Origin of the sequence: Pseudomonas maumuensis, assembly GCF_019139675.1 — a bacterium.
Taxonomy (GTDB): domain Bacteria; phylum Pseudomonadota; class Gammaproteobacteria; order Pseudomonadales; family Pseudomonadaceae; genus Aquipseudomonas; species Aquipseudomonas maumuensis.
In genome coordinates this window covers 3915659-3934974 of sequence record NZ_CP077077.1, presented here as the reverse complement: position 1 = coordinate 3934974, position 19316 = coordinate 3915659, and the positions used below count along the sequence as shown (strand labels likewise).

Sequence of the window (19316 nt, the reverse complement as noted above, 5' to 3'; positions counted from 1 at the left end):
GCGCCATCTTCGCTGCATTGATCTGGAGTCACCCATGAAACACCTGTTCCTCACCGCCGCGCTTGCCCTGACCAGCCTGCCCACCTTCGCTGGCGAAGCCAAGCCCTTCGCCTTCGGCGAGCCGGCGCCGGCAGCCAAGGCCACCCGCACTGTCGAGGTGGTGCTCAAGGACATCGCCTTCGAACCCAAGAGCATCAAGGTCAAGGCCGGCGAAACCGTACGTTTCGTGCTGGTCAACGAAGGCAAGCTGCCCCACGAGTTCAACCTGGGCGACAAAGCCATGCACGCCGAGCATCAAAAGGAAATGGTCGCCATGCAGGGCAAGATATTTACCGCCGGCATGAATCACGAAGGCATGGATCATAGCCAGATGATGGGCGGCGGCCATGGCCACGACACCGGCAACACCGTGCTGGTGCAGCCTGGCCAGCGCGCGGAGCTGACCTGGACCTTCCGCAAGTCGGCACCCATCGAGTTCGCCTGCAACGTGCCGGGCCATTACCAGGCCGGCATGGTCGGGCCGTTGACCATCGAGTGACATCGGCTCCAAGGCGGGGTGCAAAACCGGTAGACTAGGGGCAATTTCGAACCTTCAGGTCAGTTTCCATGCACCCCGCCGCCGAACATTCCCCGCTGGGCAAGTCCAGCGAATACATCTCCACCTACACCCCCTCGCTGCTGTTCCCCATTCCGCGCCTGGCCAAGTGGGCCGAGCTGGGTGTCAGTGGCGATGCGCTGCCGTGGCAGGGCGTGGATTTCTGGAACTGCTTCGAGCTGTCCTGGCTGCTGCCCTCGGGCAAGCCGGTGGTGGCCATCGGCGAGTTCGCCATCCCTTGCGACTCGCCGAACATCATCGAGTCCAAGTCCTTCAAGTTGTACCTCAACTCGCTGAACCAGACTGTGTTCGCCTCGATGGCCGAGTTGCAAGCTTGCCTGGTGAACGACTTGTCTGCTGCCGCGGGCAAGCCGGTCGCGGTCAAGGTCAGCACCCTGGCCGAGGTCGAAGGCCAAGGCGTGACTGCCTCGCCGGGCCAGTGCATCGATGCGCTGGACGTGACCATCAGCAACTACGAGCAACCGCAGCCTGAGTTGCTGCGCTGCGCGGCGGATCGTGTGGTGCAAGAGACCGTACACAGCCACCTGCTCAAATCCAATTGCCCAGTCACCGGCCAGCCGGACTGGGGCAGCGTGGTGGTGGAATACAAGGGGCGGGCGCTGGACCATGCCAGCCTGCTGACCTACCTGATCAGCTTCCGCCAGCATGCCGACTTCCACGAGCAGTGCGTGGAGCGGATCTATCTGGACCTGAAGAACCTGCTCAAGCCTGAGCACCTGACGGTGTATGCCCGCTATGTGCGCCGGGGCGGGTTGGATATCAACCCGTATCGCAGCACCGGGGCGATCAGCCCGCGGAACCTGCGCTTGGTGCGGCAGTAATGTAACGGGGCCGCGAAGCGACCCATCGTCGGCAAGCCGGCTCCCACAGAGAGCAGATTGGCGCAATCCCTGTGGGAGCCGGCTTGCCGGCGATGGGCTGCAGCGCAGCCCCGTTGGGTTCAGATCCCCATGCTGTGCAGCGAGTTGGCAATGCTGCGCAGGGTGGCGGTAAGGTCGGGATGTTCGGCCTCGAAGCGTTCGATGGCGAGGTTCACGCCATCGACGAGGTTGTTGTCCGGGGTGGCTTCCTCAAGCTTCAGCTGGGCTTCGATCTGCCTGGCTTCTTCATGCAGGCTGGCCAGTTCCTCCTCCGAAAGCGGCACATTGCGATCCAGTTGCTCGCGCAGGCTATTCAGGCGCTCTTGCAGTTCGCGGGCAGGCATTGTTCTTACTCCATCAATGACTTGGCAAGGCATGGACCTCAGCGAAGCGGCAAAGGTTCGGGCCTGTCTTCTAGCGTAATCCACCTGCCGGCGCTTTGCATGACCCGTATCAACGGGGATGTATCAGGGTTTCTCGCCCTTGTGCCGACGCTGGGCGATGTCCGTGAGACAGGCATCGAGGGATTCGAGGTGGTCAATCACCGAGTGAACGCCCAGGCCGAACAGGGCCAGGGTGGCCGTGCCGCGGGCCCGTTCCTGTTCCTGTCGGGTCAGCGCCTGCCATTGCGCCGAGCCCTGATCGCAGGCCGCCAGCCCCACCGTCCACAGGCCGGCATTGAGCCCCGACTGCAACAACAGCGGTTCGCCACTGACCAGCACGCAGCCCTCCAGGCAGCGGCTTTGCAAACTCATCAACGCCTGCCAGCAAGCGTTGGGGGTCGGCCATTTGCTGCCGTTGACGCAATGGCCCGGCAGCCAGTCGGGCAGTACGCCGCTCAGGCGCTTGCCTTGTGCTGCGCTGACGTCGTCGAGCCAGATGCATGGCACCTGTTGCGCGCGCAGGCGGTGAAGGGAGTCGAGGGCGCCGGAAGCGGGTAGGGCGCCGTCGGCGCTCGCCTGGACCAGGCAGCCGCGCAGGCCGAACAGCACAGCGGTGAAGGCGGGTGCGTCTTGCATGGCAACGTCCCTAAATAGCCCGCAGGCTAGTCGGCGATTGTTACCAGCGGATGACGGCAACAGTTGTTCACAAAATCTTGACAGAGATATGTAAAACTATCGTTCAGCCAGCAAGCCAGTATACTTGCGCCCTATCGAGCAGCGTGCCAAAGGCCGTTGCCGCCGTGAAATCCGATGGAGAAACATCTATGCGTAGGATCGGTGCCGGAGTGATCGAGCGAGTCACCCAGGCCTGTGTCTGCGCCAGCTTGCTGCTGGCGCCCGTGGCGGCCACCCAGGCGGCCACCGAGGAGGATCCCTGGGAGGCGGTGAACCGGCCGATCTTCCGGTTCAACGACGTCCTCGACACCTATGCCCTCAAGCCGTTGGCACAGGGTTATCAGTTCGTCACCCCGCAGTTCCTCGAAGATGGCATCCACAACGTCTTCCGCAACCTGGGCGACGTCACCAACCTGGCCAACAACGTGTTGCAGCTCAAGCCCCGTGCGGCGGGCGTCGACACGGCGCGGCTGATCGTCAACACCACCTTCGGCCTGGGTGGCTTCTTCGACGTCGGCACCAAGATGGGCCTGCAGCGCAACGACGAAGACTTCGGCCAGACTCTCGGTTACTGGGGCGTGCCCAGCGGGCCGTACGTGGTCATCCCGTTCCTTGGCCCAAGCACCGTGCGCGACGGCTTGGCCAAGTACCCGGACACCTACACCGAACCCTACCGCTACATCGACCATGTACCGACGCGCAATTCGATCTTCGCCCTGGACGTGATCGATACCCGCGCCAGCCTGCTGTCGGCAGAAAAGCTGATCCAGGGCGACAAGTACATCTTCCTGCGCAACGCCTACTTGCAGAACCGCGAGTTCAAGGTCAAGGACGGCCAGGTCGAAGACGACTTCTGATCTGCCGGCTTACGCAAAAGGCGACCTTCGGGTCGCCTTTTTCGTAACAGTTCAATGCATCGCCAGGATGCGCAAGCCGAAGCGCTGCGCGCCGCCTGGCTGGTCGGCGATCCACACCACTTCGGTGCTGGCATGCAGCCCGGCGAGGGCCGTGTGGTCGGAGTCGATGCGTACCTCGAGGCGGTCACCCACCTGGAAACGCTGCGGTGCCTGCACCTGCATGCCGGTGCTGGAGAGGTCGATGCACACAGCGCTGATCACCTGGTCGGCCTGCAGTAGCTGGACCTCGGCATCAATACGCATGCGGATGAAATCACGTTTTTCGCTGTAATCCACGGGGGGCTGGGACATGCTTGCATCCTTTCGTCAGGTTGCGCTGCTCCACATTCTTATAACGCCGGGTGATTTGCCCTGTAAAGTGCGGGGAAGTCTACCTGCCCATGCTTGAAACGCCAGGCGGATGGGAGTACCGTCAGCGCCTTACAGGGCACCTCACTATTTGCCGGACCAGTCTTCTTGTCCTACAACTCAAGTAGAGAGTGGCTAGAGAGCATCCCAGTAGCCGTCTGTCGGTTCTACACAGTCGCTACGCCAACCCAAATCTGGCGCCGTTCGCCCACATGCAGAAACCCAGTGCAACGCTGCTGATCATCGATGACGACGAGGTGGTCCGTGCCAGCCTCGCCGCTTATCTGGAAGACAGCGGCTTCAGCGTCCTCCAGGCCGGTAACGGCCAGCAGGGCCTCCAGGTCTTCGAAGCACACCAGCCCGACCTCGTTATCTGCGATCTGCGCATGCCGCAGATGGGCGGCCTCGAACTGATCCGCCGGATCAGCGAGCGTGCGCCGCAATTGCCGGTGATTGTGGTGTCCGGTGCCGGCGTGATGAGCGACGCGGTCGAAGCCTTGCGCCTGGGCGCGGCGGACTACCTGATCAAGCCCCTGGAAGACCTGGCCGTGCTTGAGCACTCGGTGCGCCGCGCGCTCGACCGTTCGCGCCTGGTGCTGGAGAACCAGCGCTACCGCGAAAAGCTCGAAGCCGCCAACCGCGAACTGGAGGCCAGCCTGCACCTGTTGCAGGAAGACCAGACCGCCGGGCGCCAGGTGCAGATGAACATGCTCCCGGAAAATCCCTGGACGGCTGGGGCGTTCGCGTTCGAGCACCAGATCATCCCGTCGCTGTACCTGTCGGGGGATTTTGCCGACTACTTCCGTGTGGATGAGCGGCGTATCGCCTTCTACCTGGCGGACGTGTCCGGTCACGGCGCCTCGTCGGCATTCGTGACGGTGCTGCTCAAGTTCATGACCACGCGCCTGCTGTTCGAATTCAAGCGTGGCGGCAAGATGCGCGAGTTCAAGCCTTCGCAGGTGCTCAGCCACATCAACCGTGGCCTGATCAACTGCAAGCTGGGCAAGCATGTGACCATGGTCGGTGGCGTCATCGACGAGGACACCGGCCTGCTCACCTACAGCGTTGGCGGCCACTTGCCGCTGCCGGTGCTGTATACCCCCGGGCAAGCCCGCTACCTCGAAGGCCGCGGCCTGCCGGTGGGGTTGTTCGACGAGGCCAGCTACCAGGACCTGGTGCTGGAGCTGCCCGAGCAGTTCAGCCTCACCCTGATGTCCGATGGCATTCTGGACCTTTTGCCCGGGGACACACTCAAAGATAAGGAAGCTGCCTTGCCGGAAATCGTCAAGGCGGCGGGTGGCAGCCTGGAGGGGCTGCGCCAACGATTCGAATTGGCTACGCTTGGGGAGATGCCGGATGATATCGCCCTATTGGTGTTGAGCAGGAACCTTGAATGAGTACTGGTAGAATCCAGTTCGCCGAACAAAACGGGACCTTCGTTCTGAAATTTGTCGGTGAAGTGCGCCTGACCCTGTGTTCGGCACTGGATGCGACGATCGAGAAGATCTTCACCGCGCTGAACTTCTCGGCCATCGTCATCGACCTGACCGAAACCGAAAGCATCGACAGCACCACCCTCGGCCTGCTGGCCAAGCTGTCGATCCTGTCCCGGCAAAAGGTCGGCCTGCTGCCGACCGTGGTCACCACCAACCCGGACATTTCCCGGCTGCTGCAGTCCATGGGCTTCGACCAGGTATTCAACATCGTCGACCGCCCGGTGCCGTGCCCGGAATGCCTGACCGACCTGCCGTCCCAGGACCAGGACGAAAGCGTGGTGCGCTCCAAGGTGCTGGAGGCGCACAAGATCCTCATGGGCTTGAACGACTCCAACCGCGAGGCGTTCCATGACCTGGTGAGCGCGCTGGAAAGATCCTGACCTATCGCGGGGCAAGCCCGCTTACACTCAGCCCACCAACAAGCAGTGCGAGGGGGCTTTGTGCGAGCGGCGGTGCGCCGATGCGACTTGCCCCGCGATGGCTTCAGTCCTTGATGAACGCCGTAGCTGGCGAGCCATCGGCATTCAACTGATACACCCGCGCCGGCCGCCCCTGGTCATCGAAGAACACCTGCCCCAGCCCCGCGCTGTTCCACAGCCGCTCGCCGGCCTTGCTCCGGCTGGGCGTGCGCGGCACCACTTCCATCTGCCGACGCTTGGTGAACCAGTTGAGCGGCGAGCGCGGCGAGTACAGCCAGCGGTTGAGCCGGTCGAGCACATCCAGCAGGCGCCGGGGGAACTCGTTCTTGATCCCGCTGCTGGTCACCTGCCACAAGTGCGGGCTGCGCTGGCGATGGCGGATCAGTACTTCGTAGACGAATGAGTAGTGCACGTCGCCCGACAGCACCACGTAATGCCCCGGCGTGCGCGAGTGGCGGAAGATATTGAGCACCACCTGCGCCGCGCCGCGGTGCGCCATCCAGTTCTCGGCATCGACCAGCAACGGGTAGCCCAGGGCGCTGAACACCCGTTGCACGGTCTCGATCAGCTTGACCCCGAAGATCGGCGCCGGCGACACGATGATCGCCGAGGGGTGATCGAGCAGCGCCTGCTGCAGTTCACTCAGCGCCTCCCAGTCGAGCAGGCCCGAAGGCTTGGCCAGGTTGCTTTCGCTGCGCCAGCGCCGGGTGCGGGTGTCCAGCACCAGCAGCGGCGGGTTGCTCGGCAGCGCATATTGCCAGCCCTGGAAGCGCAGCAGTTCACCGATCAGTTCATCCCGCGCCTCGTGCAACTGGCGGCATTGCCGGACCAGCGCCGCGCAGCCGTCCGGGTCGTTGCCCCAGCCCTGGCACAGCAGGTAGCCGAGCAGCGCGTTGCCGATGATCCGCCGCGAGAACGGATGGCCGTAGGCGGTCTGTTCCCACTGCGCCGACAGGTTCCAGTCGTCGGTGATGTCGTGGTCGTCGAAGATCATCAGGCAGGGCAGGTGGGCCATGACCCGCGCCACCTGGCCGAGGCTGTCGCGGAAGGCCTCGATCAGCGGCAGTTCGTGGCGGTAGCGGGCCTGGCGCTTGTCGGTGAGGCCGGATGGCATCTGCATGCCCACCAGCGACCAGGGCAGCGGCGACCAGACCAACAGGTACATGGCCATGACTTCGGCGAAGGTCACCAGGTGGTTGTCGGCGTTGCTGGAGGAAAAGATCGGCTTGCGCTTGCCGCCGAAGAAGCGCTCACGCAGGGTCTCGTTGCCTTCCTGGGCCGGCAGCAGGTCGGCGCGGTGGTAATAGCAGGCCGGGTGCTGGTAGAGCGCGGCGCCGCTGTCGACCAGGGCACCGTCCAATGCCTCGTCGAACAGGCCCAGGCGCTCGATCAACCCGTGAATGGCGCGCAGCATGGGGCCGGCGACATCGTCGGCATAGACCTGGTCGCCACTCATCAGCAACACGGCGGGGCGCTCCTCGGGGCGCGGGCCGGCGGCCAGCAAGCGGTCGGCGCACAGCAGGCCGTCGGCAGCCGGATGATGGGGCTTGCGGCACGAACCGTGGAGCACCTGGTCGAGGCGTTCGCGCAGCACGAAGCTGGGGCGGCTGGCGCCGGGATAGAGCAGGTGCGGGGCCCAGTCGGCGATGCCCTGGCCGTTGGCCAGGCGCAGGTCGTATTCGAGCGCCACGTCGCTGGGTAGCGGCTGCTCGAAGTGGATATCCAGCAGGTGGATGAAGGCGTGCGTACCGACCGCGATCACCTCGCAATGCGCAGTGGCGCTGATGCCGGCCTGTTCCAGGACAAATTCGGCTTGCAGCGGTTGCGAACCGACCAGCCAGATCGCCAGGCGTTGCGGCTCCAGGCGGCGCAGTACCGGGCCGGCAAGGACGAGGGGGAGGGTGGTGCTGGGGATCATCTAAGGCTCGGCTTTGTCTGCTATGACGCTATCGCGGGGCAAGCCCGCTCCCACAGGTTATGGGGAATGCGGCCCCAACGAAAACGGGCGGAAATGCTCTGCATTAACCGCCCGTCGATCAAGCCGAAAATGTATCAGGCTTTGTCAGCCAGCCATCAGCGCTTCCAGCTTCTCCTGGTCGCGGGCGAACTGGCGGATGCCTTCGGCCAGCTTCTCGGTGGCCATGGCGTCCTCGTTCATTGCCCAGCGGAACTGGCTCTCATTCAACTGCTGCTTGGCCTCGCCGGCATTGCCCGGCTTGAGGATGCGCGGCAGATCGCCTTGGTCGTCCGACAGCTGCTGCAGCAGCTCAGGGCTGATGGTCAGGCGATCGCAGCCGGCCAGCTGTTCGATCTGGCCGATATTGCGGAAGCTCGCGCCCATGACCACGGTGTCGTAGCCATTGGTCTTGTAGTAGTCGTAGATGCGCGTGACCGATACCACACCCGGATCCTCGGCGCCGACGTATTCCTTGCCGGTGCTCTTCTTGTACCAGTCGTAGATGCGCCCCACGAACGGCGAGATCAGGAACACCCCGGCATCGGCGCAGGCCTGGGCCTGGGCGAAGGAGAACAGCAAGGTGAGGTTGGTCTGGATGCCTTCCTTCTCCAGCTTCTCGGCGGCGCGGATGCCTTCCCAGGTGGAAGCCAGCTTGATCAGCACGCGGTCTTTCGGCACACCGGCCGCTTCGTACAGTTCGATCAGCTGACGGGCTTTTTTCAGCAGCGCCGGCTCGTCGAACGACAGCCGCGCGTCCACCTCGGTGGAGATGCGCCCCGGAATGACCTTGAGAATGCCCGAGCCCACCGACACGGCGAACTTGTCGCAGGCCAGGTCGACATTGCCCTTGGCGTCGGCCTTGACCTGCTTGAGCAGGTCGGCATAGCCCGGGATGGCCGCGGCCTTGAGCAGCAGCGACGGGTTGGTGGTGGCGTCGACCGGCTTGAGGCGGGTGATGGCGTCCAGGTCGCCGGTGTCGGCGACCACGGTGGTGAACTGCTTGAGTTGTTCCAGCTTGGAGGTCATGGGCGTGCTCTGTCCTGTGCAATGGCTCGACATTACCCGAGCCCCGACAGCCACTCAAGGTCCGTCGCAGGCATATGGGGAAAGCCTTCGCAGGCAACGCGATCCTTCTGTAGGCGCGCGCTTGCCCGCGTCGGGTTGCAAAGCAGCCCCGGCTCATGCCGGGCCTGCAGCAAAAGGCATTGCCTTCGAGTGCCAACCCCGCCGCAGGTTCCCTCAGCGCCCTTGCAGCAGCTCGGCGGCCTGGTCCAGCACCTTCAGCGGCTCGCTGGCCTTGTGAATGTCCGCCGACAGCAACTGGCGGAAGCGCCGCGCCCCCGGGAAGCCCTGGCCCAGCCCGAGGATATGCCGGGTGATATGGTGCATCGCACCGCCGCTTTGCATATGCGCGACGATGTACGGGCGCAGCTTTTCAATGGCCTCGGCCCGGCTGACCACCGGTGCCGTGCTGCCGAACAGTTGCTGGTCGACCTCGGCCAGCAGGTACGGGTTGTGGTACGCCTCGCGTCCCAGCATCACGCCATCGAAGGTCTGCAGGTGGGTGCGGCATTCGTCGAGGGTCTTGATGCCGCCATTGAGCACCAGCTCCAGGTCCGGGAAGTCGGCCTTCAGTTGCGCCGCCACGTCATAGCGCAGCGGCGGGATTTCGCGGTTTTCCTTGGGCGACAGGCCTTCGAGGATGGCGATGCGCGCATGCACGGTGAAGCTGCGGCACCCGGCGTCGCGCACCTGGCCGACGAAGTCGCACAGCTCGGCGTAGCTGTCGCGGCCATTGATGCCAATGCGGTGCTTGACCGTGACCGGAATGCTGACCGCGTCCTGCATGGCCTTGACGCAATCGGCCACCAGCGCCGGGTGGCCCATCAGGCAGGCGCCGATCATGTTGTTCTGCACCCGGTCGCTGGGGCAGCCGACGTTGAGGTTGACCTCGTCGTAGCCGGCGTCCTCGGCCAGGCGCGCGCAGGCGGCCAGGTCCGCCGGCACGCTGCCGCCCAGTTGCAGGGCCAGCGGGTGCTCGGAGTCGTCATGGCGCAGGAAACGCTGGGCGTCGTTGTGCAGCAGGGCCCCGGTGGTGACCATTTCGGTGTAGAGCAGGGCGTGCTGGGAGAGCAGGCGCAGGAAGAAGCGACAGTGGCGGTCTGTCCAGTCCATCATCGGTGCCACGGAGAAGCGGCGGGATGGCTCGGGGCGCGGTGCAGTGGAGGTAGCGGCTTGAGAATGCATAAGTGAGGGGCACGAACTCAGCGAAGCCAGGCGGCGGGGTGCGCTGGCAGGCAATATTAAGTATGAATGGCTGCCAGTTTACCAAGCATGGCGGGATTCGTCCGGTTTGATCGGCGATCAGGTGCTGGCCGGTGCCTTCATGCCATTGGAGGGCTGCTTACCGGTGCTCGATGGAAGTGGATCGATGAAGCGCACGTTGGCGCCACGATCAATGAGCTTCAGCAGGCCATGCGGGTTTTTGCGGAGTGAATTCGTCGAATGTGTCAGGTTTTCCCAACAACTGGATAGCCGGCATAGAGCCGCTTCGCTATCTGTGCCTTACTTAGATCTCCTGCTGACGGAGGACGCGATGAGATCGAGAGGCCAGACCTACTGGGATTGGGCGGATGCCCAGCTGCACAGTCGTACACATACCGAAGTGCTCGAGTCCGGGTTGACCATTGATGTTCAGGTCCGACTTTCCCGTGTGGGTGCCACTCAAATGTTCATCGGTGTTTATGGGCCGGACGGCGCTTGCCTCCATGAGGAAGCGCACAAGGCGAGGCCCGGTCAATCCATGACCACCGCGATGCTCTGGGGCGTCGCCTTGGCACGCGATCTCGGAGCATCACACGCGACGCTGGGGCCCAATGCCAAGGCGACCGGCGGCGCGACGGAAAATCGAACGAGCCCGTGAGCCTCTTTCTCAAATCAGGTGTGGTATCCAGCAATTCCTTCCGAGGTATGCAGCGATGAGCACCGATCCGAGAGAGCAGGGCGGCACCAACCCAGACGATCCCACGACGCTTGATCCAGTGGAAGACGATCCGCTCATGGAAGAGGAAGAGGAAGGCGACGGCATGGGGCAGCAGCGCAATCCGGATGACCCGACGCGTATGCCTGAGTGAGCGGGTTGTCAGGCCGAGCCCAGCTTTGTGCTGGGCTTTTGATCTTCATCCGGCACACTCACTGCGTTTTCGGCCCCACGCTGTGGATCAATGCCTCGCCTTCGTTTCGTACGTTGCCCACCTGCTTGTCCACGGGGTGCCACTTGAAGTCGCGTGCCGGGCGGCAACCCGCCTGGACGATTTCGGCGGCGCGTTCCTCCGAGGTGGCAGGGTCGATCCATTCGCGCGCCAACGCAGGGCTGAGGACCAACGGCTTACGGTCGTGGATGTCGACGAGACCTTGGTCAGCTGCCGCTGTGATGATCACGAAACCGTCGCGCTCGTCTGGCTCGATGCCTGGGTGGACTTCAGCCAGCGCCGCGAAGAACAGCGGGGCCTCGTCCGCAGCCTGGATGTAGTAGGGTTGCTTGCGCTTCGGCTCCGCAGGATCGGGTATCCACTCGAACCAGCCATTGGCCGGCGCCAAGGCTCGGCCATTCGGCCAAAGCGATTTGAAGAACTTCCCCGTCATCACCGTCTCGGCCCGCGCATTGATCGGGTCGGGCCGCTTCCCCTTCGCCCAGAATGGCGACCATCCCCACTTCACTCGATCGACGCTCAACCCTCCAGGTGCTGGCCTTATCAGCTCTACACGGGTAGAGGGCGCCACGTTGTACCGGTTGATCCGCTCATGGTCGTACCCGTTGATGACCTCCAGATCGAGAGCCAACTGCCGCAGGTAGTCGTCCATGCTCTCGTAGATCGAATACCTCCCGCACATACCACACCTCGCTCGTTTGTCGGCTGCCTCGCGTCCGCGCATTGACGTAGGAACGGTCTGACAGTTTACTGTATGAATATACAGCTATTCATTTGAGTTGATCTGCCATGAGCATCACCTTCCTGGGCGCGCCGACGGGCGGCCCCGCGCTGCTGCCGGTGTATTCGTTCCGTGTGCCGGCCGGATTCCCTTCGCCGGCGGCGGATCACTTGGAGCGGCATATCTCCCTCGATGAGCTGTTCGACCTGCGTGCTCCGCACGTGTACCTGGTGCAGGTGGAGGGCGACAGCATGCAGGGCGCCGGGATCTTCTCGGGCGATCTTCTCATCGTAGACCGCAGCAAGGAGGCCGAGCACGGCGACATCGTGATCGCCGCGATCAACGCCGAGCCCGTCTGCAAGCGCCTGTATCGGCGCGACGGCGTGCTGGTCTTGCAGTCGGAGAACCCCGCCTACCCGCCGCGGCATGTCATGGAAGGCGACGACCTGGTCATCTGGGGTGTGGTTCGCTACAGCGTGCGCGATCATGCCCAGTGACCAGGTGTTCGCGCTGATCGACTGCAACTCGTTCTATGCGAGCTGCGAGCGTGTGTTTCGCCCGGATCTGGCCAAGACGCCCATCGTGGTGCTGAGCAACAACGACGGCTGTGTGATCGCCCGGTCATACGACGCTAAGCCCTACGTGAAGATGGGCGAGCCCTATTTCCAGGCCAAGGAGAAGCTGCGGCAGCATGGCATCGTGGCGTTCTCGTCCAACTATGCGCTGTATGGCGACATGAGCGAGCGGGTCATGTCGCTGATCGAGTCGATGGTGCCGGCGGCAGAGGTCTATTCGATCGATGAATGCTTCGCTGACCTGACTGGCGTGCAGGGGAGCCTGACCCAGTTCGGCCGGGAGGTGCGTGCCAAGGTGCTGCGCTGTACCGGCATCCCTGTGGGTGTGGGGATCGCCCGTACCAAGACCCTGGCAAAGCTCGCCAATCACACGGCTAAGCGCCTGCAGGCGCATACGGGTGGGGTGGTCGATATCACCGATGACTTTAAGCGCGATTGGGTGCTGCGCAACACCGAGGTGAAAGAGGTGTGGGGCATCGGCCGGCGAATGACGGCGCACCTCGAAGCCATGGGCTTCCGCACGGCCATGGACCTGGCGAAAGCAGACCCGCGGATGCTGCGCGACAAATTCAGCGTGGTGGTGGAGAAGACCGCGCGCGAGCTCGCCGGCACGCCCTGCCTCGAGTTGGATGAGGCGGACCCGCCGAAGCAGGAGATCTGCTGCAGTCGGATGTTTGGCAAGCGGCTGACGGAGCTGGCACCGATCAAGCAGGCGGTGGCCACCTACACGGCGCGAGCGGCGGAGAAGCTGCGCGCTCAGGGATCGGTATGCAAGCGCATGCGGGTCAGCATCCGTACTGGGATGTTCAATCCGGACGAAGCCAAGTATGCCAAGGGCGCCATGGTCGAGTTGCCATACCCAACCAATGACACACTGCTGCTCACCAGGGCCGCCACCGAAGCGGTGGGGCAGGTCTACCGATCGGGCTTCCGCTATAGCAAGGCCGAGGTTCTGCTGATGGATCTGCGTCAGCATGGCGAGTTTACCGACGACTTGTTTGCGGTCTCACAACCTGTGGCATGTGATCGTTTGATGTCAGTGCTGGATGAAATCAACGATCGGTATGGTAGGGGAATGGTGCGGGCTGGTAGCGTACCCAACAGCCCGGATTGGGGCATGCGACGGGACCTGATGAGTCAATCCTACACGACGCGGTTTGACCAACTGTGGAAGGTGTATGCGAGATAGCGGCGATAATGGCGGCTATAGACTCCACATCCTATGAGCAACTCAAGTGTGTGGAACTGTATATTTAATGCCCCGCCCCAACGACTGGGGGCAGGGATGCTGTGATCAAATCGACCAAAGTAAAAGTTGCTAGTTATTTTTTTCGTGCAAAATATTCATTGGCTTTTTGGAGAAGGTCAGCGGTAAATTTTCCTCTTTTCAAGGCGTCGGCTGAGGGCTTCCCTGCCTCTTTAATGATATCTTGGCAGACAATGAATTTTTCCATGTAGGCTCGGTCTTCAGATAAAAGTGATGCTATTATTTTGTTAGCATATGCCTCCGCCGCATTTGAGGACGGGGAGGGCATTTCAGTTTTGCCGTGTACAACCCATTTGTACACTTGGATAACATGCCAGCGTAATTTTATGAAGTTGTGCGCGCCATTTTTTCGACCATTTACAAGTGTGTTGTACTTGTAAAGGGCTAGGGCTGATGCGTAGTAGAGTGATTCATGGTCGGTGTCGCAAAACAAGTCCTCGCCGCTTGATGAAAAAATTTCTTTTACATAACGTGCGGAATTGTGAGGTTGGTTCAAGAACATTGCGGCATAAGCGCGTGCTAGCTCGCGGACATCAAAAATCCTAGTATTTTGAAAGCCGGAAGATCCGTATTCTTTTTCTCTTCGCTCGAAGTAAATTTTACTGTCAGACGGGTTTTTAGTGTTTTTGGCATCAAAGTACTTTTGGACAAGCTTTGCTTTGTTTTTGAGACCATGGAATGACTCGGTTTGTACTTCGGTCTGGTTGTTGGTTGCTGCGATTATATCGTCAGATACATCGCTGTTTGCGGACTCTATAAACTTAATTACCAGATTCACGGAGGGGTCAAGCAAGTGCTTGTTCAAGAAAAGTGTATTGCTCGTTTGGCAGCCGTTGATGATCTGATAATTAGTTAAATTTATTTCTTTTGTGTTTGGTGTAAGTGTTAGCTCGGGAGCTACAATGGTAATGCCGTTGTTAAGCACCGAGAATAGATCTTTCTTAGTGGCGTCTTTTAGCGTTGCTTGAATTTTTCCATTAACACTGTTGTTGGCCCCGAGGAATGAGCGAACGTTCTCATCAAAAACTCGATGATTGAGGTTGCCTTCGCTGTCAGAAATCACATTTCTCACAAAGTCCAAAGCATTGGCAATTCCAATATAAGATTGCGGGATGTGAGCAATTTTTGGCATTCCGAAGTAATCGATGAGCTTTAACGTCGCTTCATTGGTTTCGGTAGCAGTTGCGTAAAGCTTCAGTAGTTCCGCGCGCCCCATAGGGGTAATATGTACTTCATGAAATAGTTCTGTACCTTCGACTTTGCTTTTTAGCGCCCTGAATGACGCTGAAATTTCTTTTGCTGCTTTGTAGTTCCCACTCGTGCAATAGTAGGCGTGGAAATTTGGCAGGCGATTTTTTACTTTTTTTAAATTCTTAAGAATTATATTAAATATTTTCAATGAAATGGCGTTGAGTTTGCCTTGAGGGTATTGAGGCTTCAAGCTGAGGAAGTCTTCTACTCCGACGCTAAAATTATTGATCTCGGCTTTTTTGAACGCTTCACCGCTCTTGCATTGCGTGAAAATTATATCGGCGCTCAAATTGTTTTTGTGTTTTGCAAAAATATTGGTGGCGTCGTCTACGGTGGTTATTAGGTCGCCATCAATTATTATCGAGATCCCGTCGATAGATGCATCGTCTTCGTCAGTTGTAATATCTTTTGGATTGAATCGTCCCAGGTAATGCTTGGAGGTTATACAGTAGTTTGAAAAGTACTCGAACAGTTTAGACTCTGGGGTTTTTTTAGGGAATTGGAAGTCCTTTTGGAGTCCTTCGATGTGATTTTCAATTATAATGTGCATAGGTCAATCCGTGGTCCTGGTGGCAATTTGCTATTCTGGCACGAGACGCATAGGTAAAGCACCCTAGGGAAGATTTTTTTGAGAGCGGCACGTGTCGTCGAGCCTAGATAGAGCACTGGAGCGGGTCAAAAATGGGGCAAGCCGAGCGCCATTCCATGCCAGCCCACGCCCTGCAGGCGTTCATTCGGCAGGCATAAAAAACGCCCAAGCCCTTTAGTCATAGGGGTTGCGCGTTTTTTACATCAATGCTGCAGCACAATCGGGGTGTGCATAGGACTATTCGCGTTTAATGCGTTCCCACTCTTGTGCGTATTGCTCGGTCTCGTTGACACAATCCTCGCAAAGAACTGCCCCGTAGTACCCTTCCTGTTCCAGTGCTACTGCTAGTGCCCTGCCTTCAAGAATCACGTTGCAGTCGTTGTGATAGCCACCAGGATCTTCGACCCCTGCACATGCTTGAGTCAGGTGGGGTTGAAGTACGGCCTGTTGGCGATCAGAGAGGTTCTCAAAACCTTGGTCCACAGCCAGCTGAGCGATACCCCTCACCATGGCTTCTTGCTCGTCAAGACTGCCGTTGTTAATAAGCTGTCGCAGGACATCCACTTCGTGGCTCATAGCTCCCTCCTAGCATCACGATCCGTGAGTGGCACTACGATATCATTCGCGCTGAATTTGGTAGCTAGAAAAAGATCAATGGTTACATGAGTGGTACAAAATTGGTACGCGACCAAGGCACTACCGCTGAATGCCTAGTACTATAAGGGATTCAGGAAATATCACTCCAATCCATCATCGGCGCCACGGAGAAGCGGCGGGACCGCTCGGGGCGCAGGGCGGCGGGGCTAGCGGCTGGAGAACGCATAAGTGTGGGGCACGAACTCAGAGAAGCCGGTGCCTCGGCTTTTGGCACCGGCCGATCAGCCGTTTTGCCTAGCGGCTCATCCCCAACTCCGCATCGTCCATCAATGCCTTGGCCAGTGCGCTCAGGTAATACGACGCCCAGAGCAGCTGCGGCTTTTCCTCCATGATGCCGGTGATGGTCAGGTCACGCACGCAGCCCATCAATTCCGAAGCCTGATCCCGCGCATGCTGGCAAGGGATGCCGGGTTCGATGCAGAACAGTGGGTCGGTCTGGCCTTCGCCCTGGTAGAACTTGGTCTTGCCCACGGTGGTCTGGGGCGGGGTGGTAGCTGTGGTCATCGTTGAATCTCCCTGAAGTGTTCCGCTGCCTGGTCTGGCGCTGTCGCGGGGCAAGCCCGCTCCCACGTTGGAACGCAATGGGCGTGGAAGCGGGCTTGCCCCGCGATGACGTCAGTTCAGTCGTCACATACCTGTGGTCTAGTGCAATGGACGCGACTGCGTGTTCGGCATCTGTACCTGGATCAATGCCGACTCCAGCAGCACGCGCAGTGCCTCCATCTCATGCATGGAAGCCAGCATCAGAATCGAGGCGGGTGACTTGGGCTGCAGCAGAACAGCCTGATGCGCCACGCTCTGCGCGCACAGGGCGTACTCGGTGGCCTGGATAAGGGTGTCTTCGAGAGAGTGGTTGTTGTGGGGTGGGTCGGGGACGATCTTTAGCATGGTGATTTACCGTTGACGGTGCCACCACCAGCCTGCTGTCAAACAGAAAGGCGGCAGCTGTACGTGGGTTGACAGACCGGCGGTAAATCACGCAAAAGTTCCGGCGCACGCAAGCGTGCCCACACGTACAGCCACCATCAACTGGGACTGCCAGCGTGATTCTACCGTCACAGCCTGTCAAAGCTGTGTCGTTGATGTGCAACGACAGGCCGAGACTAGAGCGCCCACAGAGCAGCCGCAACGGCAAACAGGCGGCAGAAGTATGTTTGGGAAATGGACTACAAGGAAGGGCGAAAATCTGATTGTTGATGACCTTCATCCGTCTCCAGCGCCGCCGTGATGACTTCAAGCGCGACTGGGTACTGCGCAACACTGAGGTGAAAGAGGTCTGGGGCGTTGGCCGGCGGATGACGGCACACCCTCGAGGCGATGGGCATCCGCATGGCCATGGACCTGGCGAACGCCGCGAAGTCCGGCTTGCGTGCCTGTTTGGCCACCTGACCATCGACAGCGCAACGCTATCGAGCGCCCATCGTGTTGGCTGAAGGGGCAGCCGGACACCACAACAACTGACTCTTTACGCTTTCTTTATGCCTCGGCCATACCCCCACTCTCGCGCCTTTACGCCCCTCCCTCGGACAATTTCCCCATAGCGGCTTTCACGTCGCACCAAGGGGAGATCCACACATGTACATGCTCGACGGGCTGTCACTGCTTCTGGCGGTGGCGTTGGCGGTTTACCTGCTGGTGGCGCTGCTGCGCGCCGATCGCGGCTAAGGGGCGACCATGCACAGTTACGATTACCTGCTGCTGCTGGCGTTCTTCGCCATCGTGCTGTTGCCGGCGCCCTGGCTCGGACGCTTCTACTTCAAGGTCATGGAGGGCCAGCGCACCTGGCTGTCCCCCGTCCTCGGCCCGGTGGAGCGGGGTTGCTATCGCCTGGCCGGAGTGAACGCCGAACAGGAGCAGGGCTGGAAGCAGTACACCCTGGCGCTGCTGGCATTCAACCTCGCAGGCTTCCTGCTGTTGTTCGCCGTGCTGCTGCTGCAAGGCTCGCTGCCACTGAACCCGCAGCACCTGCCGGGCCAGGAATGGTCGCTGGCGTTCAACACCGCTGTCAGCTTCATGACCAACACCAACTGGCAGGCCTACAGTGGTGAAGCCTCGGTCAGCTACCTGACGCAAATGATCGGCCTGACCGTGCAGAACTTCGTCAGCGCCGCCACCGGCCTTGCCGTGCTGGTCGCCCTGTGCCGGGGTATCGCCCGTCGCTCGGCCAATACCTTGGGCAACTTCTGGGTCGACCTGACCCGCGCCACCCTCTACGGCCTGCTGCCGCTGTGCCTGGTGCTGGCGCTGCTGCTGGTCTGGCAGGGCGTGCCGCAGACCTTTGCCGACTATGTCCACGCCGTGACCCTGCAAGGCACCGACCAGACCATCCCGCTGGGCCCGGCCGCCAGCCAGATCGCCATCAAGCAGTTGGGCACCAACGGCGGTGGCTTCTTCGGCGTCAACTCGGCGCATCCGTTCGAGAACCCCACGGCCTGGAGCAACCTGTTCGAAGTGGCCTCGATCATCCTGATCCCGGTGGCCCTGGTATTCACCTTTGGCCACTACGTGAAGGACCTGCGCCAGAGCCGCGCGATCATCGCCTGCATGCTGGCGCTGTTCCTGATCGGCGGCAGCACCGCGCTGTGGTCGGAGCACCAGCCCAACCCAGCCCTGGAAAGCGCTCAGGTGCAGCAGAGCGCGCCGCTGGAAGGCAAGGAAAGCCGCTTTGGCACCACAGGTTCGGTGCTGTGGACGGTGACCACCACCTCGGCCTCCAACGGTTCGGTCAACGCCATGCACGACAGCCTCAACCCGCTGACCGGCATGGTGGCAATGGTCAACATGATGCTAGGCGAGGTGATCTTCGGCGGTGTCGGCGCGGGCCTCTACGGCATGCTGCTGTTCGTGCTGATCGCCGTGTTCCTGGCCGGCCTGATGATCGGACGGACTCCGGAGTACCTGGGCAAGAAGCTGCAGGCCCGTGAGGTGCAACTGCTGGTGGCGACCCTGCTGGTGATGCCGGTGGGCGTGCTGGTGCTCGGCGCCATCGCCGCCAGCCTGCCTGGGCCTGCCGGCGCGGTGACCAATCCCGGCGCCCATGGCTTCAGCCAACTGCTGTACGCCTACACCTCGGGTACCGCCAACAATGGTTCGGCCTTCGCCGGCTTCGGCGCCAACACCCCGTTCCACAACGTGATGATCGGCCTGGCCATGCTGATCGGCCGCTTCGGCTACATCCTGCCGGTGCTGGCCCTGGCCGGCAGCCTGGCGGCCAAGAAGAGCGCGCCGCAAGGCCTGAACAGCTTCCCCACCCACGGCCCGCTGTTCACCACGCTGCTGCTGGTGACCATCCTGCTGGTCGGTGGCCTGACCTTCCTGCCGACCCTGGCCCTGGGGCCGATTGCCGAACACCTGAGCCTGGGTTTCTGAGGAA

The 19316-nt window shown here is 60.9% G+C and carries 22 protein-coding genes and 1 pseudogene; 12 read left to right on the top strand and 11 right to left on the bottom strand.

Features of this window, described 5'->3' with window-relative positions:
- Positions 1–34: 34 nt before the first annotated feature.
- Positions 35–538, top strand: a complete 504-nt coding sequence (locus tag KSS90_RS17560) for a cupredoxin domain-containing protein (RefSeq protein ID WP_217866605.1) — start codon at positions 35–37, stop codon at positions 536–538.
- A gap of 68 nt (positions 539–606) precedes the next feature.
- Complete coding sequence (gene queF / locus KSS90_RS17555; protein WP_217866604.1) at positions 607–1437, top strand: NADPH-dependent 7-cyano-7-deazaguanine reductase QueF; 831 nt, start codon at positions 607–609, stop codon at positions 1435–1437.
- Between the two features lie 119 nt (positions 1438–1556).
- Here queF and KSS90_RS17550 read toward each other — a convergent pair whose 3' ends face one another.
- Together KSS90_RS17550 and pcrP are read right to left on the bottom strand one after the other, a co-directional pair.
- Positions 1557–1820 carry a DUF4404 family protein gene (locus KSS90_RS17550; RefSeq protein ID WP_031315272.1) on the bottom strand — a complete coding sequence of 88 codons (264 nt, stop codon included), beginning with the start codon at positions 1818–1820 and terminating at the stop codon, positions 1557–1559.
- A 123-nt stretch (positions 1821–1943) separates the two neighbouring features.
- Positions 1944–2495, bottom strand: a complete 552-nt coding sequence (pcrP, locus tag KSS90_RS17545) for an HAD superfamily inactivated hydrolase PcrP (protein ID WP_217866603.1) — start codon at positions 2493–2495, stop codon at positions 1944–1946.
- A 188-nt stretch (positions 2496–2683) separates the two neighbouring features.
- Here pcrP and KSS90_RS17540 point away from each other — a divergent pair, with 188 nt between their 5' ends.
- A complete protein-coding gene (locus tag KSS90_RS17540) occupies positions 2684–3391 on the top strand; it encodes an MlaA family lipoprotein (protein WP_217866602.1) in 708 nt (235 codons plus the stop codon).
- Between the two features lie 51 nt (positions 3392–3442).
- On the opposite strand, the gene KSS90_RS17535 is transcribed toward KSS90_RS17540, so the two are convergent.
- Complete coding sequence (locus KSS90_RS17535; protein WP_217866601.1) at positions 3443–3742, bottom strand: PilZ domain-containing protein; 300 nt, start codon at positions 3740–3742, stop codon at positions 3443–3445.
- Positions 3743–4011: 269 nt separating this feature from the next.
- Here KSS90_RS17535 and rssB point away from each other — a divergent pair, with 269 nt between their 5' ends.
- A complete protein-coding gene (gene rssB, locus KSS90_RS17530; protein WP_217866600.1) occupies positions 4012–5196 on the top strand; it encodes a two-component system response regulator RssB in 1185 nt (394 codons plus the stop codon).
- Positions 5193–5675, top strand: a complete 483-nt coding sequence (gene rssC, locus KSS90_RS17525; protein WP_217866599.1) for an anti-sigma factor antagonist RssC — start codon at positions 5193–5195, stop codon at positions 5673–5675. Before rssB ends, rssC begins: the two co-directional genes overlap by 4 nt.
- Positions 5676–5778: 103 nt before the next feature.
- On the opposite strand, the gene KSS90_RS17520 is transcribed toward rssC, so the two are convergent.
- The 3 genes from KSS90_RS17520 to dusA form a co-directional block, all read right to left on the bottom strand.
- Positions 5779–7632 (bottom strand): alkaline phosphatase D family protein, encoded by a 1854-nt coding sequence (locus KSS90_RS17520; RefSeq protein ID WP_217866598.1) that lies wholly within the window; start codon positions 7630–7632, stop codon positions 5779–5781.
- A 144-nt stretch (positions 7633–7776) separates the two neighbouring features.
- Positions 7777–8697 (bottom strand): transaldolase, encoded by a 921-nt coding sequence (gene tal / locus KSS90_RS17515; RefSeq protein WP_217866597.1) that lies wholly within the window; start codon positions 8695–8697, stop codon positions 7777–7779.
- 213 nt (positions 8698–8910) lie between these two features.
- Positions 8911–9918: a tRNA dihydrouridine(20/20a) synthase DusA gene (gene dusA, locus KSS90_RS17510; RefSeq protein ID WP_217866596.1), complete on the bottom strand. Its 1008-nt coding sequence runs from the start codon at positions 9916–9918 to the stop codon at positions 8911–8913.
- Between the two features lie 106 nt (positions 9919–10024).
- Here dusA and KSS90_RS25765 point away from each other — a divergent pair, with 106 nt between their 5' ends.
- Entirely contained in the window at positions 10025–10594 is a 570-nt protein-coding gene (locus tag KSS90_RS25765) for a hypothetical protein (protein WP_367616213.1), read from the top strand.
- A gap of 55 nt (positions 10595–10649) precedes the next feature.
- A complete protein-coding gene (locus KSS90_RS17500) occupies positions 10650–10805 on the top strand; it encodes a hypothetical protein (protein ID WP_217866595.1) in 156 nt (51 codons plus the stop codon).
- A 58-nt stretch (positions 10806–10863) separates the two neighbouring features.
- On the opposite strand, the gene KSS90_RS17495 is transcribed toward KSS90_RS17500, so the two are convergent.
- Positions 10864–11565 carry an SOS response-associated peptidase family protein gene (locus KSS90_RS17495; RefSeq protein ID WP_217869819.1) on the bottom strand — a complete coding sequence of 234 codons (702 nt, stop codon included), beginning with the start codon at positions 11563–11565 and terminating at the stop codon, positions 10864–10866.
- Between the two features lie 107 nt (positions 11566–11672).
- Between KSS90_RS17495 and KSS90_RS17490 the strand changes: the two genes are divergently transcribed.
- The gene (locus tag KSS90_RS17490; protein WP_217866594.1) at positions 11673–12101 is read left to right on the top strand and encodes a LexA family protein; all 429 of its coding nucleotides are present in this window, start codon (positions 11673–11675) and stop codon (positions 12099–12101) included.
- Positions 12091–13368, top strand: a complete 1278-nt coding sequence (gene umuC, locus KSS90_RS17485) for a translesion error-prone DNA polymerase V subunit UmuC (RefSeq protein ID WP_217866593.1) — start codon at positions 12091–12093, stop codon at positions 13366–13368. The genes KSS90_RS17490 and umuC overlap by 11 nt, the downstream gene beginning before the upstream one ends.
- A gap of 133 nt (positions 13369–13501) precedes the next feature.
- Here umuC and KSS90_RS17480 read toward each other — a convergent pair whose 3' ends face one another.
- The 4 genes from KSS90_RS17480 to KSS90_RS17465 all read right to left on the bottom strand — a co-directional run bounded on the left by KSS90_RS17480 (position 13502) and on the right by KSS90_RS17465 (position 16831).
- Positions 13502–15247 (bottom strand): AIPR family protein, encoded by a 1746-nt coding sequence (locus tag KSS90_RS17480; RefSeq protein WP_217866592.1) that lies wholly within the window; start codon positions 15245–15247, stop codon positions 13502–13504.
- 276 nt (positions 15248–15523) lie between these two features.
- Positions 15524–15862 carry a hypothetical protein gene (locus KSS90_RS17475; protein WP_217866591.1) on the bottom strand — a complete coding sequence of 113 codons (339 nt, stop codon included), beginning with the start codon at positions 15860–15862 and terminating at the stop codon, positions 15524–15526.
- Between the two features lie 315 nt (positions 15863–16177).
- Positions 16178–16447, bottom strand: coding sequence for a DUF3077 domain-containing protein (locus tag KSS90_RS17470; RefSeq protein WP_217866590.1), 270 nt, complete (start codon positions 16445–16447; stop codon positions 16178–16180).
- A 138-nt stretch (positions 16448–16585) separates the two neighbouring features.
- Positions 16586–16831 carry a hypothetical protein gene (locus tag KSS90_RS17465; RefSeq protein WP_217866589.1) on the bottom strand — a complete coding sequence of 82 codons (246 nt, stop codon included), beginning with the start codon at positions 16829–16831 and terminating at the stop codon, positions 16586–16588.
- Between the two features lie 338 nt (positions 16832–17169).
- Between KSS90_RS17465 and KSS90_RS25935 the strand changes: the two are divergent.
- From KSS90_RS25935 to kdpA, 3 genes and pseudogenes are all read left to right on the top strand, one after another.
- A pseudogene (locus KSS90_RS25935) lies at positions 17170–17314 on the top strand (DNA polymerase V subunit UmuC); the annotation flags it as partial.
- 204 nt (positions 17315–17518) lie between these two features.
- Entirely contained in the window at positions 17519–17608 is a 90-nt protein-coding gene (gene kdpF, locus KSS90_RS17455; RefSeq protein ID WP_011534724.1) for a K(+)-transporting ATPase subunit F, read from the top strand.
- A gap of 9 nt (positions 17609–17617) precedes the next feature.
- A complete protein-coding gene (gene kdpA / locus KSS90_RS17450) occupies positions 17618–19312 on the top strand; it encodes a potassium-transporting ATPase subunit KdpA (RefSeq protein WP_217866588.1) in 1695 nt (564 codons plus the stop codon).
- Positions 19313–19316 lie beyond the last annotated feature (4 nt).